Annotated in this window: 19 protein-coding genes and 1 pseudogene; 13 read left to right on the plus strand and 7 right to left on the minus strand. The window is 72.1% G+C overall.

The window, feature by feature from the left end; genetic code table 11:
• The first annotated feature begins 148 nt into the window (after positions 1-148).
• Positions 149-832, plus strand: a complete 684-nt coding sequence (locus tag BJF85_RS14755) for a choice-of-anchor P family protein (RefSeq protein WP_083666404.1) — start codon at positions 149-151, stop codon at positions 830-832.
• Positions 833-946: 114 nt separating this feature from the next.
• Here the strand turns inward: BJF85_RS14755 and BJF85_RS14760 are convergent, their stop codons facing one another.
• From BJF85_RS14760 to BJF85_RS14770, 3 genes are all read right to left on the minus strand, one after another.
• A complete protein-coding gene (locus tag BJF85_RS14760) occupies positions 947-1,903 on the minus strand; it encodes a sugar kinase (protein WP_075848257.1) in 957 nt (318 codons plus the stop codon).
• Positions 1,900-2,472 carry an isochorismatase family protein gene (locus tag BJF85_RS14765; RefSeq protein ID WP_075848259.1) on the minus strand — a complete coding sequence of 191 codons (573 nt, stop codon included), beginning with the start codon at positions 2,470-2,472 and terminating at the stop codon, positions 1,900-1,902. The genes BJF85_RS14760 and BJF85_RS14765 overlap by 4 nt, the downstream gene beginning before the upstream one ends.
• 74 nt (positions 2,473-2,546) lie before the next feature.
• Entirely contained in the window at positions 2,547-3,836 is a 1,290-nt protein-coding gene (locus BJF85_RS14770; RefSeq protein ID WP_075848261.1) for a nicotinate phosphoribosyltransferase, read from the minus strand.
• A gap of 114 nt (positions 3,837-3,950) precedes the next feature.
• Here BJF85_RS14770 and clpS point away from each other — a divergent pair, with 114 nt between their 5' ends.
• The 7 genes and pseudogenes from clpS to BJF85_RS14805 all read left to right on the plus strand — a co-directional run bounded on the left by clpS (position 3,951) and on the right by BJF85_RS14805 (position 8,288).
• On the plus strand, positions 3,951-4,235 hold the full coding sequence (gene clpS, locus BJF85_RS14775; RefSeq protein WP_075848263.1) for an ATP-dependent Clp protease adapter ClpS: 285 nt from the start codon (positions 3,951-3,953) through the stop codon (positions 4,233-4,235).
• The gene (locus BJF85_RS14780; RefSeq protein WP_083666406.1) at positions 4,232-4,789 is read left to right on the plus strand and encodes a DUF2017 domain-containing protein; all 558 of its coding nucleotides are present in this window, start codon (positions 4,232-4,234) and stop codon (positions 4,787-4,789) included. The genes clpS and BJF85_RS14780 overlap by 4 nt, the downstream gene beginning before the upstream one ends.
• An 87-nt stretch (positions 4,790-4,876) precedes the next feature.
• Complete coding sequence (locus BJF85_RS14785; protein ID WP_369822182.1) at positions 4,877-5,905, plus strand: P1 family peptidase; 1,029 nt, start codon at positions 4,877-4,879, stop codon at positions 5,903-5,905.
• Between the two features lie 85 nt (positions 5,906-5,990).
• Positions 5,991-6,515: a Mov34/MPN/PAD-1 family protein gene (locus BJF85_RS14790; RefSeq protein WP_075848267.1), complete on the plus strand. Its 525-nt coding sequence runs from the start codon at positions 5,991-5,993 to the stop codon at positions 6,513-6,515.
• Between the two features lie 92 nt (positions 6,516-6,607).
• Positions 6,608-6,886, plus strand: coding sequence for a MoaD/ThiS family protein (locus BJF85_RS14795; RefSeq protein ID WP_075848269.1), 279 nt, complete (start codon positions 6,608-6,610; stop codon positions 6,884-6,886).
• A 2-nt stretch (positions 6,887-6,888) separates the two neighbouring features.
• A pseudogene (locus BJF85_RS14800) lies at positions 6,889-7,838 on the plus strand (PLP-dependent cysteine synthase family protein).
• Between the two features lie 120 nt (positions 7,839-7,958).
• Positions 7,959-8,288, plus strand: coding sequence for a group 1 truncated hemoglobin (locus BJF85_RS14805; RefSeq protein ID WP_304442315.1), 330 nt, complete (start codon positions 7,959-7,961; stop codon positions 8,286-8,288).
• 52 nt (positions 8,289-8,340) lie between these two features.
• On the opposite strand, the gene BJF85_RS14810 is transcribed toward BJF85_RS14805, so the two are convergent.
• Complete coding sequence (locus tag BJF85_RS14810) at positions 8,341-8,976, minus strand: uridine kinase (protein WP_075848298.1); 636 nt, start codon at positions 8,974-8,976, stop codon at positions 8,341-8,343.
• Between the two features lie 124 nt (positions 8,977-9,100).
• On the opposite strand from BJF85_RS14810, the gene BJF85_RS14815 reads away from it, so the two are divergent.
• The 5 genes from BJF85_RS14815 (at position 9,101) to rdgB (ending at position 12,909) form a co-directional block, all read left to right on the plus strand.
• The gene (locus BJF85_RS14815) at positions 9,101-9,745 is read left to right on the plus strand and encodes a rhomboid family intramembrane serine protease (RefSeq protein ID WP_075848300.1); all 645 of its coding nucleotides are present in this window, start codon (positions 9,101-9,103) and stop codon (positions 9,743-9,745) included.
• Positions 9,746-9,756: 11 nt separating this feature from the next.
• On the plus strand, positions 9,757-10,539 hold the full coding sequence (gene murI, locus BJF85_RS14820) for a glutamate racemase (protein ID WP_075848271.1): 783 nt from the start codon (positions 9,757-9,759) through the stop codon (positions 10,537-10,539).
• Positions 10,540-10,648: 109 nt separating this feature from the next.
• Entirely contained in the window at positions 10,649-11,419 is a 771-nt protein-coding gene (locus BJF85_RS14825; RefSeq protein ID WP_075848302.1) for an MBL fold metallo-hydrolase, read from the plus strand.
• A 69-nt stretch (positions 11,420-11,488) separates the two neighbouring features.
• Positions 11,489-12,271 (plus strand): ribonuclease PH, encoded by a 783-nt coding sequence (gene rph / locus BJF85_RS14830; protein WP_075848273.1) that lies wholly within the window; start codon positions 11,489-11,491, stop codon positions 12,269-12,271.
• Positions 12,268-12,909, plus strand: coding sequence for an RdgB/HAM1 family non-canonical purine NTP pyrophosphatase (gene rdgB, locus BJF85_RS14835; RefSeq protein WP_075848274.1), 642 nt, complete (start codon positions 12,268-12,270; stop codon positions 12,907-12,909). The genes rph and rdgB overlap by 4 nt, the downstream gene beginning before the upstream one ends.
• A gap of 74 nt (positions 12,910-12,983) precedes the next feature.
• On the opposite strand, the gene bcp is transcribed toward rdgB, so the two are convergent.
• The 3 genes from bcp to BJF85_RS14850 all read right to left on the minus strand — a co-directional run bounded on the left by bcp (position 12,984) and on the right by BJF85_RS14850 (position 14,497).
• Complete coding sequence (gene bcp, locus BJF85_RS14840) at positions 12,984-13,463, minus strand: thioredoxin-dependent thiol peroxidase (RefSeq protein WP_075848275.1); 480 nt, start codon at positions 13,461-13,463, stop codon at positions 12,984-12,986.
• A gap of 39 nt (positions 13,464-13,502) precedes the next feature.
• On the minus strand, positions 13,503-14,057 hold the full coding sequence (locus BJF85_RS14845) for a hypothetical protein (RefSeq protein ID WP_075848276.1): 555 nt from the start codon (positions 14,055-14,057) through the stop codon (positions 13,503-13,505).
• Positions 14,058-14,314: 257 nt separating this feature from the next.
• Complete coding sequence (locus BJF85_RS14850; RefSeq protein WP_075848278.1) at positions 14,315-14,497, minus strand: hypothetical protein; 183 nt, start codon at positions 14,495-14,497, stop codon at positions 14,315-14,317.
• Between the last annotated feature and the right edge of the window lie 103 nt (positions 14,498-14,600).

Genomic DNA, 14,600 nt, shown 5'->3' on the forward strand with positions numbered 1-14,600 from the left:
GGGCACGGTGTCCCACACTAGCGGCAGGGCCTGTCGAAAACGGGTCAGACCGGGCGGTCACACGGCCGGGTGGTGTGCGGTAAGGCCGGTCAGGTCCGAGTGCGCGGCTGCCGATGTCGGGAAAAGGTGCGACTCGGGAGGACATCACATGGCACACAGGTTCCACGCCGGACGTGCGGCACGGATGGCGGCGACGGGTGCCGCGACGGCGCTCGTGCTCACGGCCGTGCTGCCGGCCGCTGCGCAGGCCCAGGAGCAGGAGCAACCCGCGGCCTTCGGATCGGTCGGACTGGTCGACGTCGTGCACGAGGGCAACGAGGTGCGCGTCGGCCCGATCGCCGACTGCGACGTCGACGAGCAGCCCGAGAACAGCACCCCGGGTGTCGACGTCGGCGGCGGCGACCTCGCCCGCTACGGCAGCGGCGAGACGACGTGCGAACGCGCCGACGGCCGCGCCTCGACCACGGCGACGGGGGAGCGGTTCTCCACGTCGATCCTGGAGGAGTACGGCGGGCCGGAGATCCGGGTGCGCTCGTTCACGGCGCAGTGCCAGACGACGGAGAACGGCAGCAGCTCGTCGATGCAGCTGTCCGGGGTGAGCGGCTTCGACCTGCCGCAGGAGATCCCGCCGAACCACGAGATCCTGATCCCCGGCGACGATGCCGACGCCGCGCCGCTGGCGAAGGTCGTGCTCAACGAGTTCACGGCGCCCGACCCGCCGGACGGCAGCCTCGAGATGTCGGCCGTGCGCATCCAGCTGTTCCCCGAGGGCGGCCCCGTCACCGGCGACATCCGCCTCGGCATGGCCGCCTGCGACCCCTACGGCGCCTGACCGCTCAGTGCTCCCGAGGGCCCCATAGTCGCATCAAGCGCAGCCGCGCGTCAGCGCGTCGTGGGGGGGGGGTCGGGCGACGGGTGGGCGCGACCAAAGGGCCCTCGGGTGCTTCTACGAGGCGGGGGTGCGGGTGAGGCGGTGTTGGCGGGGCAGGTCGACGAGGTCGGCGCGTTCGGGGAGGCTGTCGGCCGAACCGGGCACCGACATCGCGGCCGCCCGGCAGGCCGCTGCGGTGCGGACCCGGCGGTCGGCGGGCTCACCGGCGATCAGGTCGGCGAGGTAGCCGGCGATGAACGCCTCGTCGGCGGCGTCGGCGTCGATCTCGTGCACGGGGTAGGCGGGCACGTCGTAGCGCACGCCGGAGATCTCCGCGATAGCACCGCGCGGCCCCTGGAGCACGATGATCTCGTCGGGCCCGCGCCCGGCGAGTTCCGCGGCGAAGGCCTCGGCGTCGGTGTCGAAACCGAGCGGACGGGCCTCGTCGGTGCGCGCGAACACGATGTCAACCCGCTCGAGCAGGTCGAGCACGGCGTCCCTGGCGTTCTCGTCGTCCCACAGCGCCGGGCCGTGGTCGAGCGCCAGTGACACGGGGACGCCCGCCTCGCCCGCGATCTCCGCGGCGGCGAACGCGGCGTCGTCGGCCGTTTCCGACAACGCCGCCGTGCTGCCGGACAGGTGCAGCACGCCCGCCGCGGCGATCAGGTCCTCCCGCAGGTCCTCGGGAGCGAGGCGGGTGCCGGCGCTGCCGGTGCGGTAGTACGCCGACCGGCTCGCGTCGCGGGAGCGGAAGTCGCGCAGCACCAGACCCGTCGGCGCCTTCCGGTCGGTGACGGCGGCGCCGGTGTCGACGCCCTCCTCCCGCAGCCGCGTCAACACCAGGGCGCCGGGTTCGTCGGCGCCGACGCGGCCCATCCACGCGGCGCGCGCCCCGAGCCGCGACACGCCCACGGCGACGGTCGCCTCCGAACCGGCGATGCCGACGTCGACCGACGTCGCGTGTCGGAGCTTGCCCGCCGAGGTGCGGAAGGACGCCAGCGCCTCGCCGAACGTCACCAGTCCAGCGCTCACCCGCCGACCCGCGGCGTCCCGTCGACGGCGACGCCGGCCGCGGCGAGGTCGGCCAGCGCCGTGTCGGTCGTGGCCTGCGAACCGCACGCGGTCAGCTCGGCCAGCACGCGCACGGTGAACCCGGCCGCCGCCGCGTCCAACGCGGTGGCGCGCACACAGAAGTCGAACGCGATGCCGACGACGTCGACCGCGCTCACCCCGCGGGCGCGCAGCCAGTCCTGCAACGGTTCGCCGGTGTCGGTCGCGGATTCGAATCCCGAGTAGCCGTCGCTGTACTGGCCCTTGGAGAACACGGCCTGCACCGGTCCGACGTCGAGCGCCGGGTGGAAGCTCGCGCCGGGCAGGCCGGCCTCGCAGTGCCGGGGCCACGACGTCACGAAGTCCGGTTTCTCGCTGAAGTGCGCGCCCGGGTCGATGTGGTAGTCGCGGGTCGCGGCGATGTGCTCGTAGGTGCCCCGGCGCATCAGCTCGGTCACTCCCTCGGCGACGGCCGTCCCGCCGTCGATGGCGAGCGAGCCGCCCTCGCAGAAGTCGTTCTGGACGTCCACGACGATCAGTGCGGTGGTCATTCGATTCCCGCCTTCCTTGAACGTTGGGGGAGCAGCGACGGTGGCACAGCAGGCGATGTGGGGAACAGCTGCCTTCAGCGGAACGTCGTCGGGATGGCCGGTTCGCCGTGCGAGAGCTTGAGACCCTCCCACGGCAGGCTCACCATGCCGCGGCGCAGGCGGCCGCGGGCGTCCTCGAGGGTGGGTAGTCCGGCGACCGGTTTGCCGCCCCGCATCAGCGCGATCGGCAGTACGCGGTCGTGCTCGCCGATCTCGGGCGGCGCGCCCGGGGGGTACACGACCTCCTCGAGAGCGGTGCCGGTGCCCTTGTGCCTGCGCAGCGCCGACTTCCGGCCGCCGCGCGACGCCTTGTCCTCACTGCGTTTGGCGACCGGGCGGCCGTCGACCTCGACCAGTTTGTACACCATGCTCGCCGTCGGTGCGCCCGATCCGGTGACGACGGAGGTGCCGACGCCGTAGGCGTCGACGGGTTCGGCGCGCAGCGCGGCGATGGCGTGCTCGTCGAGGTCGCCGGACACGACGATCCGGGTGTCCTTCGCGCCGAGCTCGTCGAGCTGTTCGCGGGCCTTGCGGGCCAGGACGCCGACGTCGCCGGAGTCGATGCGGATGGCGCCGAGCTCGGGCCCGGCGACGCGGATCGCCGTCTCGATGCCGCGGGAGATGTCGTAGGTGTCGACGAGCAGCGTGGTGTCGGTGCCGACCTTGGCGACCTGCGAACGGAACGCGGCCTCCTCGCTGTCGTGCAGCAGGATGAACGCGTGTGCCGTGGTCCCGCGGGTGGGGATGCCGTAGCGGCGGCCCGCCTCGAGGTTCGACGTGGTGGCGAAGCCGGCGAGGTACGCGGCGCGCGCGGCGGCGACGGCGGCCTGCTCGTGGGTGCGGCGGCCGCCCATCTCGATGATCGGCCTGCCCGATGCTGCAGCGGACATGCGCGCGGCGGCCGAGGCGACGGCCGTGTCGTGGTTGAGAATCGACAGGACCAGCGTCTCGAGTACGACCGCCTCGGCGAAGCTGCCGCGCACGGTCATGATCGGCGATCCCGGGAAGTACAGCTCGCCCTCGGGATAGCCCTCGACGTCGCCGGAGAAGCGGTAGTCGGCCAACCAGCCGAGCGTGGCGGCGTCGACCACGGCGGTCTGTTCGAGCTGGGTCAGTTCGGCGTCGGTGAACCGGAAGTCGCTGATCGCGTCGAGCACCCTGGCGGTGCCGCCGACGACGCCGTAGCGCCTGCCGTTCGGCAGCCTGCGGGCGAACACCTCGAACACGCAGTCCCGGTCGGCCGAACCGTCCGCGAGCGCACTGCCGAGCATCGTCAGCTCGTAGTGGTCGGTCAGCAGTGCCGTGCTGGGGCCGATCTGTTCCATGCGGAAGAACCTATCCGCGGGGTCCGCAGGGGCGCCGCGTCGGGTGTCCGGCCATACCTGCGAACTGCGGGGTTCCGGGCAGGGCGGTATGTCCGGCGTGACAACATGGAGGGTATGACGACGCCGGTCGAGGCCGAACAGACACTCGGCGAGGACGTGAGCGCCGACGACACGCCGTGGCAGACCATCGTGTGGAACGACCCGGTCAACCTCATGTCGTACGTGACGTACGTGTTCCAGAAGTTGTTCGGGTACAGCCGAGATCACGCCACGAAGCTGATGCTGGACGTGCACCACAAGGGGCGCGCCATCGTCACCTCGGGCACCAAGGAGAAGGTCGAGGGCGACGTCGCGAAACTGCACGCGGCGGGCCTGTGGGCCACGATGGAGCAGACGTGAAGGCCTGGCGCCGCAAGGGCGGCCGCGTACTCGCGGGATTCGAACAGCAGGAGGCCGCGGTGCTGCGCGGCCTGGTCCGACAGGTCGACGAGATGCTCAGGGCGCGCGTCGAGGAGACGCCGCAGGACGAGTTGGCCGAGCTGACGGGCATCAAGACGGGCCCGTCGGAGGGCCCGAACGATCCGGTGCTGTCCCGGCTCCTGCCCGACTTCCACAAGCTCGACCCGGACCATCCCGCGCAGGAGGACGTCGACTCGGCGGCGGCGCTGCGGTCGCTGCACGAACCCGAGGTGCTCGACGCCAAGCTCGGGGTGGCCGCGGAACTGCTCGCGTCGTTGCCGCCCGAGGGCGGCAACATCAAGCTGACCTACGAGCAGGCCGACTCCTGGGTGTCGGCGCTCAACGACGTCCGCCTCGCGCTGGGCACGGCGTTGGACGTCAACGACGAGACTCCCGACGAGCTGCCCGACGACGACCCCCGCGCCTCGCACCTCGGCATCTACCACTGGCTGACCTGGGTGCAGGAGAGCCTGGTGCAGGCCCTCACCGAATAACCGGCACCGCACGGCCGGCGCGGCGTGATCGGTGGCGCGGCGGCATAGTTGGTGACCGTAGGCGCCCACGCACACGAGGAGGTCGGCGTGCCGGGGTTCAACGCGATCACCGACGTGCCCGGGGTGCTGGTCGGGCACCACCATCGGCTGGGCCGCGGCTGGGCGACCGGGACGACGGTCGTGCTCGTGCCCGGTCGGGCCGTGGGCGCGGTCGACCAGCGTGGGGGAGCGCCCGGTACCCGCGAGACCGATCTGCTCGAACCCGAGAACCTCGTGCAGCGGGTCGACGCGATCTGCCTGTCCGGCGGCAGTGCCTACGGCCTGGCCGCCGCCGACGGCGTGGTGCGCTGGCTCGGCGAGCGGCAGCGCGGTTTCCGGTGGGCGCCGGCCGTTCGAGGTCGTGCCCATCGTGCCGGCCGCGGTCGTGTTCGACCTGCCGCGCAGCGACTGGGGCAACCGGCCCGACGCCGCGTTCGGGTACGCCGCGTGCGGGGTGGCCACGGCCGGGCCGGTCGCGCAGGGCACCGTGGGTGCCGGCACGGGCGCCAGGTCGGCTCCCTGAAGGGCGGTGTCGGCACCGCCAGCGAGCGGGTCGGCGAGCACACCGTGGGCGCGTTGGTCGTCGTCAACGCCTCGGGCGAGGCCGTGAGCCTCGAGACCGGGGCGCCGTTCGCGGCCGATCACGAGGTCGACGGCGAGTTCGGCATCGCCGCGTGGCCCTGCCGTCCCGGTGACGTCGGGGCGGGTGGGCGCAAGGACCTCAACACCACGATCGGCGTGGTCGCCACCGACGCGGACCTGTCGAAGGCCGAGGCGCGCCGGCTCGCGGTGTCGGCGCAGGACGGCCTGGCCCGCGCCGTGCGACCTGCGCACACCATGTACGACGGCGACACGGTCTTCGCGCTGGCCACGGGCGACCGGCCGCTGAGCGAGGCCGAGGGCACCGTCGGCGGGGCGCAGCGGGCCGCGGCGCTCGACGGGTTGTGCGCGGCGGCGGCCCGGGTGTTCACACGGGCGATGGTCCGCGGCGTGCTGTCGGCGACGTCGGCGGCGGGACTGCGTGCCTACCGCGACGTCTGGCCCGAGGCCGTCACCGACACCCGCCACGGCCGGTGAGGCGGATCCGCGCTGCTGGGAGGGATGCGACACAGTGCCCGTCTCACACTGTGAACGCGCTTTATTCAGCCAGTAAGATAGTGCCGTGCTTCGGATCCGCCGTGACCATGTCGACGCGATCGTCGCCCATTCCCGTCGTGACCACCCCGACGAGGCCTGTGGCGTCATCGCGGGACCGGACGATGGCAGCGACAGCCCTGAGCGCTACATCCCCATGGTCAACGCGGCGCGCTCGCCCACGTTCTACGAGTTCGACTCGGGTGACCTGCTGAAGCTGTACCGCGAGATGGCCGCGAACGACGAGACGCCGGTCGTGATCTATCACTCGCACACGGCCACGGAGGCGTACCCCTCGCGGACGGACATCCAGTTCGCCCAGGAGCCCTTCGCGCACTACGTGCTGGTGTCCACGCGGTTCGACGACGTCGCCGAGTTCCGCTCGTACCGGATCGTCGACGGCGAGGTCACCGAGGAACCGGTCGAGATCGTGGGTGAGCCCACGGCCGAGAGCGCGGCCATCCGCCTCAACCCGGACGTCGCGCCGGACAGTGCGCCCGTCGAGTCGTACATGTTCGCCAACACCGGCAGCGACGACGTTCCCGACGCCTGATTGCTCCCCGGCGTAGCCCGGGTCACACGTGGAATTTTCCCGCGTGCTCATACGTCTGTGCTCATCGACAAGCCATTCTGCGGAGGTAACCCATGGCCGTGACCGTGTCCATCCCGACGATCCTGCGTACGCACACCGGCGGCGAGAAGTCCGTCGAGGCTGCCGGCAAGACGGTCGCCGAGGTGATCGACGACGTCGAGTCGCGCCACGGCGGCCTGAAGGACCGTCTGGTCAAGGACGAGAAGCTGCACCGGTTCGTCAACGTCTACGTCAACGACGAGGACGTGCGGTTCGTCGGCGGCCTCGAGGCCGAGGTCACCGACGGTGACACCGTGACGATCCTGCCCGCCGTCGCCGGCGGCATGCGCTGATCATGGCTCGCTACGAGTCCCTGGTCGACACGCTGGGCGGCACGCCGCTCGTCGGCCTGCCGCGCCTGTCCCCGTCCGCCGACGTGCGGCTGTGGGCCAAGCTCGAGGACCGCAACCCCACCGGGTCGATCAAGGACCGTCCGGCCCTGAAGATGATCGAGGCCGCCGAACAGGACGGTTCGCTCCGTCCCGGCGCCACGATCCTCGAGCCGACGTCGGGCAACACCGGCATCTCGCTGGCCATGGCCGCCAAGCTCAAGGGCTACGGTCTGGTCTGCGTGATGCCGGAGAACACGTCGGCCGAGCGCAAGCAGCTGCTGCAGGCCTACGGGGCGCGGATCATCTTCTCCGAGGCCGCGGGCGGCTCCAACGAGGCCGTGCGCAAGGCCAAGGAGCTGGCCAAGCTCAACTCGGACTGGGTGATGCTGTACCAGTACGGCAACCCGGCCAACATCGCCGCCCACTACGAGGGCACCGGCCCCGAACTGCTGGCAGACCTGCCGTCGGTGACGCACTTCGTCGGCGGACTCGGCACCACGGGCACGCTCGTCGGCGTCGGGCGCTACCTCAGCGAGCACAAGCCGGACGTGCAGATCATCGCCGCCGAACCGCGGTACGGCGAGCTGGTCTACGGCCTGCGCAACCTCGACGAGGGCTTCGTTCCCGAGCTGTACGACCCGGACGTGCTCAGCGGCCGCTACTCGGTCGGCGCCTACGACGCGCTGCGCCGCACCCGTCAGCTGCTCGAGCAGGAGGCATCTTCGCCGGCATCTCCACCGGCGCCGTGCTGCACGCGGCGCTGGGCGTGGCGGAGAAGGCGATCGCCAAGGGACAGTCGGCCGACATCGCGTTCGTCGTCGCCGACGCCGGGTGGAAGTACCTGTCCACCGGCGCCTACAGCGGTTCGCTCGACGAGGCGGCCGAACGACTCGACGGCCAGCTCTGGGCCTGAGCCGGCAGGTGGCCGCACGGTGGATCTCTCCGCGGTGCGGCCCCGTCGGTGATGGGGTGATTGCGTGGCGTTGACGCCACGCACATCCCGGAGAAACATCGCCCCGATTTGCTGTCCGCTATGAGTATCTACGAGCAGATCGGCGGCCAGGACGCCCTCATCGCCGTCGTCGATGACTTCTACGACCGGGTGCTGAACGACACGCAGCTCGCCCCGTTCTTCCTCGGCACCAACATGCCGCGCCTCAAAGGCATGCAGATCGAGTTCTTCGCCCAGGCCCTCGGCGGTCCCGAGGAGTACTCCGGCCGGTCCATGAAGGACGTCCACCGAGGCCGCGGCATCACCGGTGAGCACTTCGACCTCGTGGCGAAGTACCTGACCGAGGCGCTGCAGCGGCCGGGGTCCCGAACGACACGGTCGACCAGATCATCGGAGCCGTCGCACCGTTGAAGGACGACATCGTGTCCGGCACCGGGTGACGGGCAGCTCTGGGCCTGAGCGGTCACTCCCGCACGGCCGGGTTGGCCGGCCGGTCCATGCGCACGACGACGTCCGCCGTCTCGGCGGGCGTCGTTTCGCGTTCGTACCGCGCGTAGGCCGGCAGCGCCCAGTGCTCCTCGGTAGGCAGCCTGCGGGCCAGCGCGTCCGGCGACAGCCACAGGTGCACCGTCAGATCGAACGCCAACCCCTGCCCGAGCAGCAGTTCCCCGTCGACGAGCACGACACCCCCGGCCGGCAGCGGCACGCGGGCACGGCGGTAGGCGCGGTCGGCGGCGGCGTCCCACAGCGCGGGCAGCACCTCACCGCTGCCACCCGGCCGCAGCGGGTCGAGCACCTCCCTGCGCAGCGCGCCGACGTCCAGCCAGTCCTCGTAGCGGGTGTCCGGGTCGTGGCGGCCGCGTTCGAACCGCAGCGAGGACGGGCGCAGGAAGTTCCACGCCGACACGCGCAGCGCCGCCCGTCCCGCCACGCGCAGCGGATCGACCAGCGCGTCGGCGAGCCCCGCCGGATCCGCGGCGCCGGCGGCGCCACCTGCGCCGTCGATGGCCACGGCGATGCGCCGATCCCGCGGCTGCTCGGCGATTCGTCCGGTGAGCTCGTCGACGAGCCGGTCGAACGCGATGGGCCGGAAACGCACCCCGGCGATGCTACGGATCCGGCGGAGCTGGCGGCCCCCCGTGACCCCGCCGACCTCGGGGCCGGAATTCAGGGTCATCACCGAGGTGCGGGCGTCGCGCGCCCGTAACCTGTGGATTGTGAGTATTCCGCCTGTTCCCACGCCCGGCGCGGGACCCGCGAAGCCCGCCCGTCCCGCGGCCAAGCGTGTGCTGCCGCCCCAACCGCTGGCCGCCGCGATCGTCGCGGCCTCGTTCACCGTGCTGCTGTACGTGATCGAGCTGATCGACGTCATCCTGCCGATGAACCTCGACAACGGCGGGATCGTGGCACGGCAACTGTCGGGCCTCGACGGCATCGCCTGGGCGCCGCTGCTGCACGGCGGCTGGGGACACCTGCTGGCGAACACCGTTCCCGTGCTCATCTTCTCGTTCCTGGCCATGGCGCGCGGCATCGGTCCGTGGATCGCGGTGACCGCGACGATCTGGCTCGTCGGCGGGATCGGCGTGTGGCTGACGGCCCCACCCGGGTACGTCACGATCGGCGCGTCCGGCCTGGCGTTCGGCTGGCTGGCGTACCTGCTGGTGCGCGGTCTGTTCAACCGCAGCGCCGCCCAGCTCGCCGTCGCGGTCGTGCTGTTCTTCGTGTGGGGCGGCATGTTGTGGGGCGTGTTGCCCGGTCAGCCCGGTATCTCGTGGCAGGGCCACCTGTTCGGCGCCCTCGGCGGCGTCCTCGCGGCCTGGCTGACCGCGAAGTCCGACCGCCGGGTCGGCACCGGAGCCGCGGCGTAGGCTGACCCGACGTGAGCGCTCCGATCGGCATCTTCGACTCCGGGGTCGGCGGGTTGACCGTCGCCCGTGCGGTCGCCGACCAGCTGCCGGCCGAGAGCCTGCGCTACGTCGGCGACACCGCGAACGCCCCGTACGGCCCGCTCCCGATCGCCACGGCCCGCGAACTGGCGCTGACCGCTCTCGACGGGCTCGTGGCCGACGGGGTGAAGGCCCTGGTCATCGCGTGCAACACCGCCTCGGCGGCGTGCCTGCGCGACGCGCGGGAACGCTACGACATCCCGGTCGTCGAGGTCGTCCTGCCCGCGGTGCGCCGCGCCGTCGCCACGACCCGCAACGGGCGCGTCGGCATGATCGGCACCGAGGGCACCGTGCGCTCGCACGCCTACGAGGACGCGTTCGCCGCCGCCACCGACGTGCAGCTCACCAGCGTGGCCTGCCCCCGGTTCGTCGACTTCGTCGAACGCGGCATCACCTCCGGACGGCAGGTGCTCGGCCTCGCGCAGGGCTACGTCGAACCGCTCGCGCGCGCCGGCGTCGACACACTCATCCTCGGCTGCACGCACTACCCGCTGCTCACCGGCGTGCTGCAGCTCGCCATGGGCCCCGACGTGACGCTCGTGTCCAGCGCCGAGGAGACCGCGAAGGACCTCGTGCGCGTCCTGACCGAACGCGACCTGCTGGCCGAACCGGGCGAGCGGCCCCGGCACACCTTCCACGCCACCGGTGAGCCCGAGCGGTTCGCCCGCCTCGCCGAACGGTTCATGGGCTTCGGTCCCGTGCTCGCCCCGAGCTGAACGTCGACCCGACACCCGAGCCGACAGCCGGGCCGACACCCGAGCGGGCGGCGTGCTCACCGCCACGTCGTACGGGCGCGGGCGAAGCGGCCGTGGCATGGTGTCGACCGTGCGACTCACCATCCTCGGCTGTTCGGGAAGCATCCCCGGACCGAACAGCGCCGCGTCGGGCTACCTGGTGGAGGCCGACGGGTTCGTCCTGGGCGTCGAGCTCGGCAACGGCACACTCGCCCAGCTGCAGTCCGTGCGCGACCCGTTCGACGTCGACGCGCTGGTGCTCTCGCACCTGCACCCCGATCACTGCGCCGACATGAGCGCACTGACGGTGCTGCGCCGCTACCACCCGGACCCGCCGTTCGACCCGAGACGGCACCGCCTGCCGGTGCACGCCCCCGCCGAGGCCCCGGTCCGGCTCGGCTGCGCGTTCGCCGCCGACGCGGCCGAGCGCGGCGCGGTCGACCTGTCCGACGTCTACGACTTCCGTGCGCTGACGGCCGGAACCCGCACGATCGGGCCGTTCGAGGTGTCGGTGTTCCCGATGGACCACCCCACCGAGGCGTGGGGCCTGCGCATCGCCCACGGCGGGCGCACCCTCGCCTACACCGGCGACACGGGACCGTGCGCCGCGCTGGACGAGCTCGCCGCCGGCGTCGACCTGCTGCTGGCGGAGGCGTCGTGGACCGAGCACCCCGATCGGCCCGTCGGGGTGCACCTGTCGGGCACCCAGGCCGGCCGCCTGGCCGCCGGCGCGGGCGCGCGGCGGCTGATGCTGACCCACATCGCCCCGTGGACCGACCCGGCCGCGGTGCTGGCCGAGGCGCGGGCCGAGTTCGACGGCGCCGCCGAGGTGGCCCGGCAGGGCGCGGTGTACGACCTCTAGTGCCTCCGACGCTGCCGCCGGCGGCGGCTGCGACGTGCGAGCCCGCGTCGGGTTGTAGGGTCGGATCCCGTGGTGCGAAAAGACGGCAGGAACGACGACCAGCTTCGTGACGTACGGATTACCCGGGGCTTCCAGCAGTGGCCCGCGGGATCGGTACTGATCGAGTTCGGTGACACGAAGGTGCTGTGCGCGGCGAGCGTGACCGACGGCGTGCCCCGCTGGCGGGCGGGATCGGGACTCGGCTGGGTCACCGCCGAGTACGCGATGTTGCCGTCGGCGACGCACGAACGCGGCAGCCGCGAGTCCGTGAAGGGCAAGATCGGTGGGCGGACCCACGAGATCAGCAGGCTCATCGGCCGTTCGCTGCGCTCGTGCATCGACCTCGCCGCGCTGGGCGAGAACACGATCCAGCTCGACTGCGACGTCATCCAGGCCGACGGGGGCACCCGCACGGCGGCCATCACCGGTGGTTACGTGGCGTTGGCCGATGCGATCACGTGGCTCGGCGCCGCGGGCAAGCTCGCCGACCCGAAACCGTTGTCGGCGACCGTGTCGGCCATCAGCGTCGGCGTCGTCGACGGGCGGGTGCGGCTCGACCTGCCCTACGAGGAGGACTCGCGGGCCGAGGTCGACACGAACGTCGTCGCGACCGACGCGGGCACGCTCATCGAGGTGCAGGGCACGGGCGAGGGCGCCACGTTCACGCGGTCCACGCTGGACAAGATGCTCGACCTCGCGCAGGCCGGCTGCGCCGAACTGGCCCGCAAGCAGGCCGAGGCGCTCGCCGAGCCGTACCCCGGCACGCTGCCCGAGCCGGTGCGCACCGACAAGAAGTCGAAGGGCGGCAAGTGAGCACGCGCCTTCTGCTCGCCACCCGCAACGCCGGAAAGCTCGAGGAACTGCGGCGCATCGTCGCGGCCGCCGGCCTCGGCGACGTCGAGATCCTCGGACTGTCCGATGTGGAGGAATTCGACGAGGCGCCGGAGACCGGTGCGACGTTCGAGGAGAACGCCGTGGCGAAGGCGCGCGACGCCGCCGTCGCCACGGGACTGCCGGCGATCGCCGACGACTCCGGGCTCGCCGTCGACGCGCTGAACGGCATGCCGGGCGTATTGTCGGCCCGCTGGGCCGGGCGGCACGGCGACGACGAGGCGAACCTGCGGCTCCTGCTCGGCCAGCTCCAGGACGTGCCCGCCGAACGCAGGGGAGCGGGCTTCGTGTCCGCCGCCGCGTTCGTCGTCCCGGACGCGGCCGTTCCCGGCGGGTCCGGGGTGGGTGGCTCCGAGGTGGTGGTCCGCGGCGAATGGCGCGGCACGATCATCGACGAGCCGCGCGGCACCAACGGGTTCGGCTACGACCCGATCTTCGTGCCCGAGGGCGGGACGCGGACCTCGGCCGAGCTCGAACCGGCCGAGAAGGACGCCGACTCCCACCGCGGCCGCGCCCTCCGCGCCCTCCTCCCGCACCTGAACCGCTTCGCCACCGCCTGAGAAGCACAGCAGAGTCCCAAGGGCCCTAGGTTCGCGTCACGCACATAGCCCTTGGGAGCTTCACACCGGGCGGGTCAGCTCGCCAGGTCGAGCTCCTTGAGCAGCCGGGCGACGTGGTTGGTGGCGCGCACGTTGTACTGCGCCGTGGTGATCACACCGTCGCCGTCGATGACGAACGTCGAGCGGATGACGCCCTGCACGACCTTGCCGTAGTTCTTCTTCTCACCGAACGCGCCGTAGGCCGACAGCACGGTCTTGTCCGGGTCGGACAGCAGCGGGAACGTCAGCCCCTCCTCGCCGGCGAACGCGGCGAGCTTCTCCGGCTTGTCGGGGGAGATGCCGAGCACCTGGTAGCCCGAGTCGCCGAGCAGGGCGAGGTTGTCACGGAAGTCGCACGCCTGCTTGGTGCAGCCCGGCGTGCTGGCACGCGGGTAGAAGTACACGACCACGGGGCTGCCGCGGAAGTCGGACAGCGAGACGTTGCGGCCCTCGCTGTCGGGCAGGGTGAAGTCGGGTGCCTTGTCGCCGGGTTCGAGTCGCGTCTGCTCGGTCATGTCCGCAGCGTATCCGACGCCTGCGCACCGGCAGGCGGCTCAGGCCCCGCCGTGGTAGACGGCCCGCGCGGGTTCGTTCGGGTCGGGTTGGACAGCCAGTTCGAACGTGCCCGAGCCCTCCGGGGCGACGAACGCGAACGGTAGTTCCACCCGGTCGCCGGGGATGAGGTCGCGGTCGGCGTCGACGATGCCCGGATACCCCTGGGCCGGGTCGACGACCTGCACGAGCTGCTCGTCGTCGGCGAAGGCGCGCACGGACAGCCGCGAGAGCCGGTACGGCTTGGCCGACTCGTTGCGCACCTTGACGGTGACCGCCGCGGCGCGGTCGGTGTCCGGGTAGGCCGCGTCGCCCGGGGTGAACGTCTGCGGTTCGGACACCTGCACCACCAGGTCGGAGGCGAACCGGTGGTCGGAGCCGAACAGCACGGCGTGCCGCACGGGCGCGATCGTGGTGTCCCCGCTCGGGGCCGCCCTGGTCACCTCGGGGGTGCCGGGCGGGAGCGCTCCGGCGGCGGGTGCCCCGGCGGGTTCGGCGCCACAGGCGGTGAGTGCCAGAAGCGCGCAGACAGCCAGAGCCGGCCTGTCCTTTCGCACTGCTGTCGCTCCTGTTCCGCCCCGCGCGCGGCCCCGATACGGATTCCGGCGCTGGCTCGTCCTGGGCCGCAGGCTCGTCGGTGAGCGTCGGCCGGGCGCCGCGGCGACGCCCATCGGCCACTGTGCTCGTGGTCCGTGCGGGGGTGCCAGCTGCGGCGGGGGGTTGAGGCGGACCTGGTTCTGCCCTGTGTCCTGGCCGTGACCCGGGGTTGTCGTACGTCACATCCGCCCGCGCGGCGCGGTGGCCGGGGTCCGCGTCACAGGGCCAGGGCGAACAGCAGGATGAACACGGCGAGGGTGACGAGCCAGGCGACGATGAGCCAGCCCCAGTCGCGCCACGGATCGACAATGCGGTTGTCCTCGCCGGGCACGTAGACTCCGCGTAGTTCGAACCAGTCGGCGACACGTCCCGGCCAGCTCAGCGGACCTCGTTCGGACATGTCACCTCCTGTGTTCGTGTCCCGCGCGTGAGCGTACCGCTGCGGCGGGTACTCCGGGACCGACCCGCACCTGCGAGGAGGACCCCCATGTCGACCGTGACCC

The sequence above is a fragment of the Saccharomonospora sp. CUA-673 genome (assembly GCF_001942305.1).
Classification (GTDB): Bacteria; Actinomycetota; Actinomycetes; order Mycobacteriales; family Pseudonocardiaceae; genus Prauserella.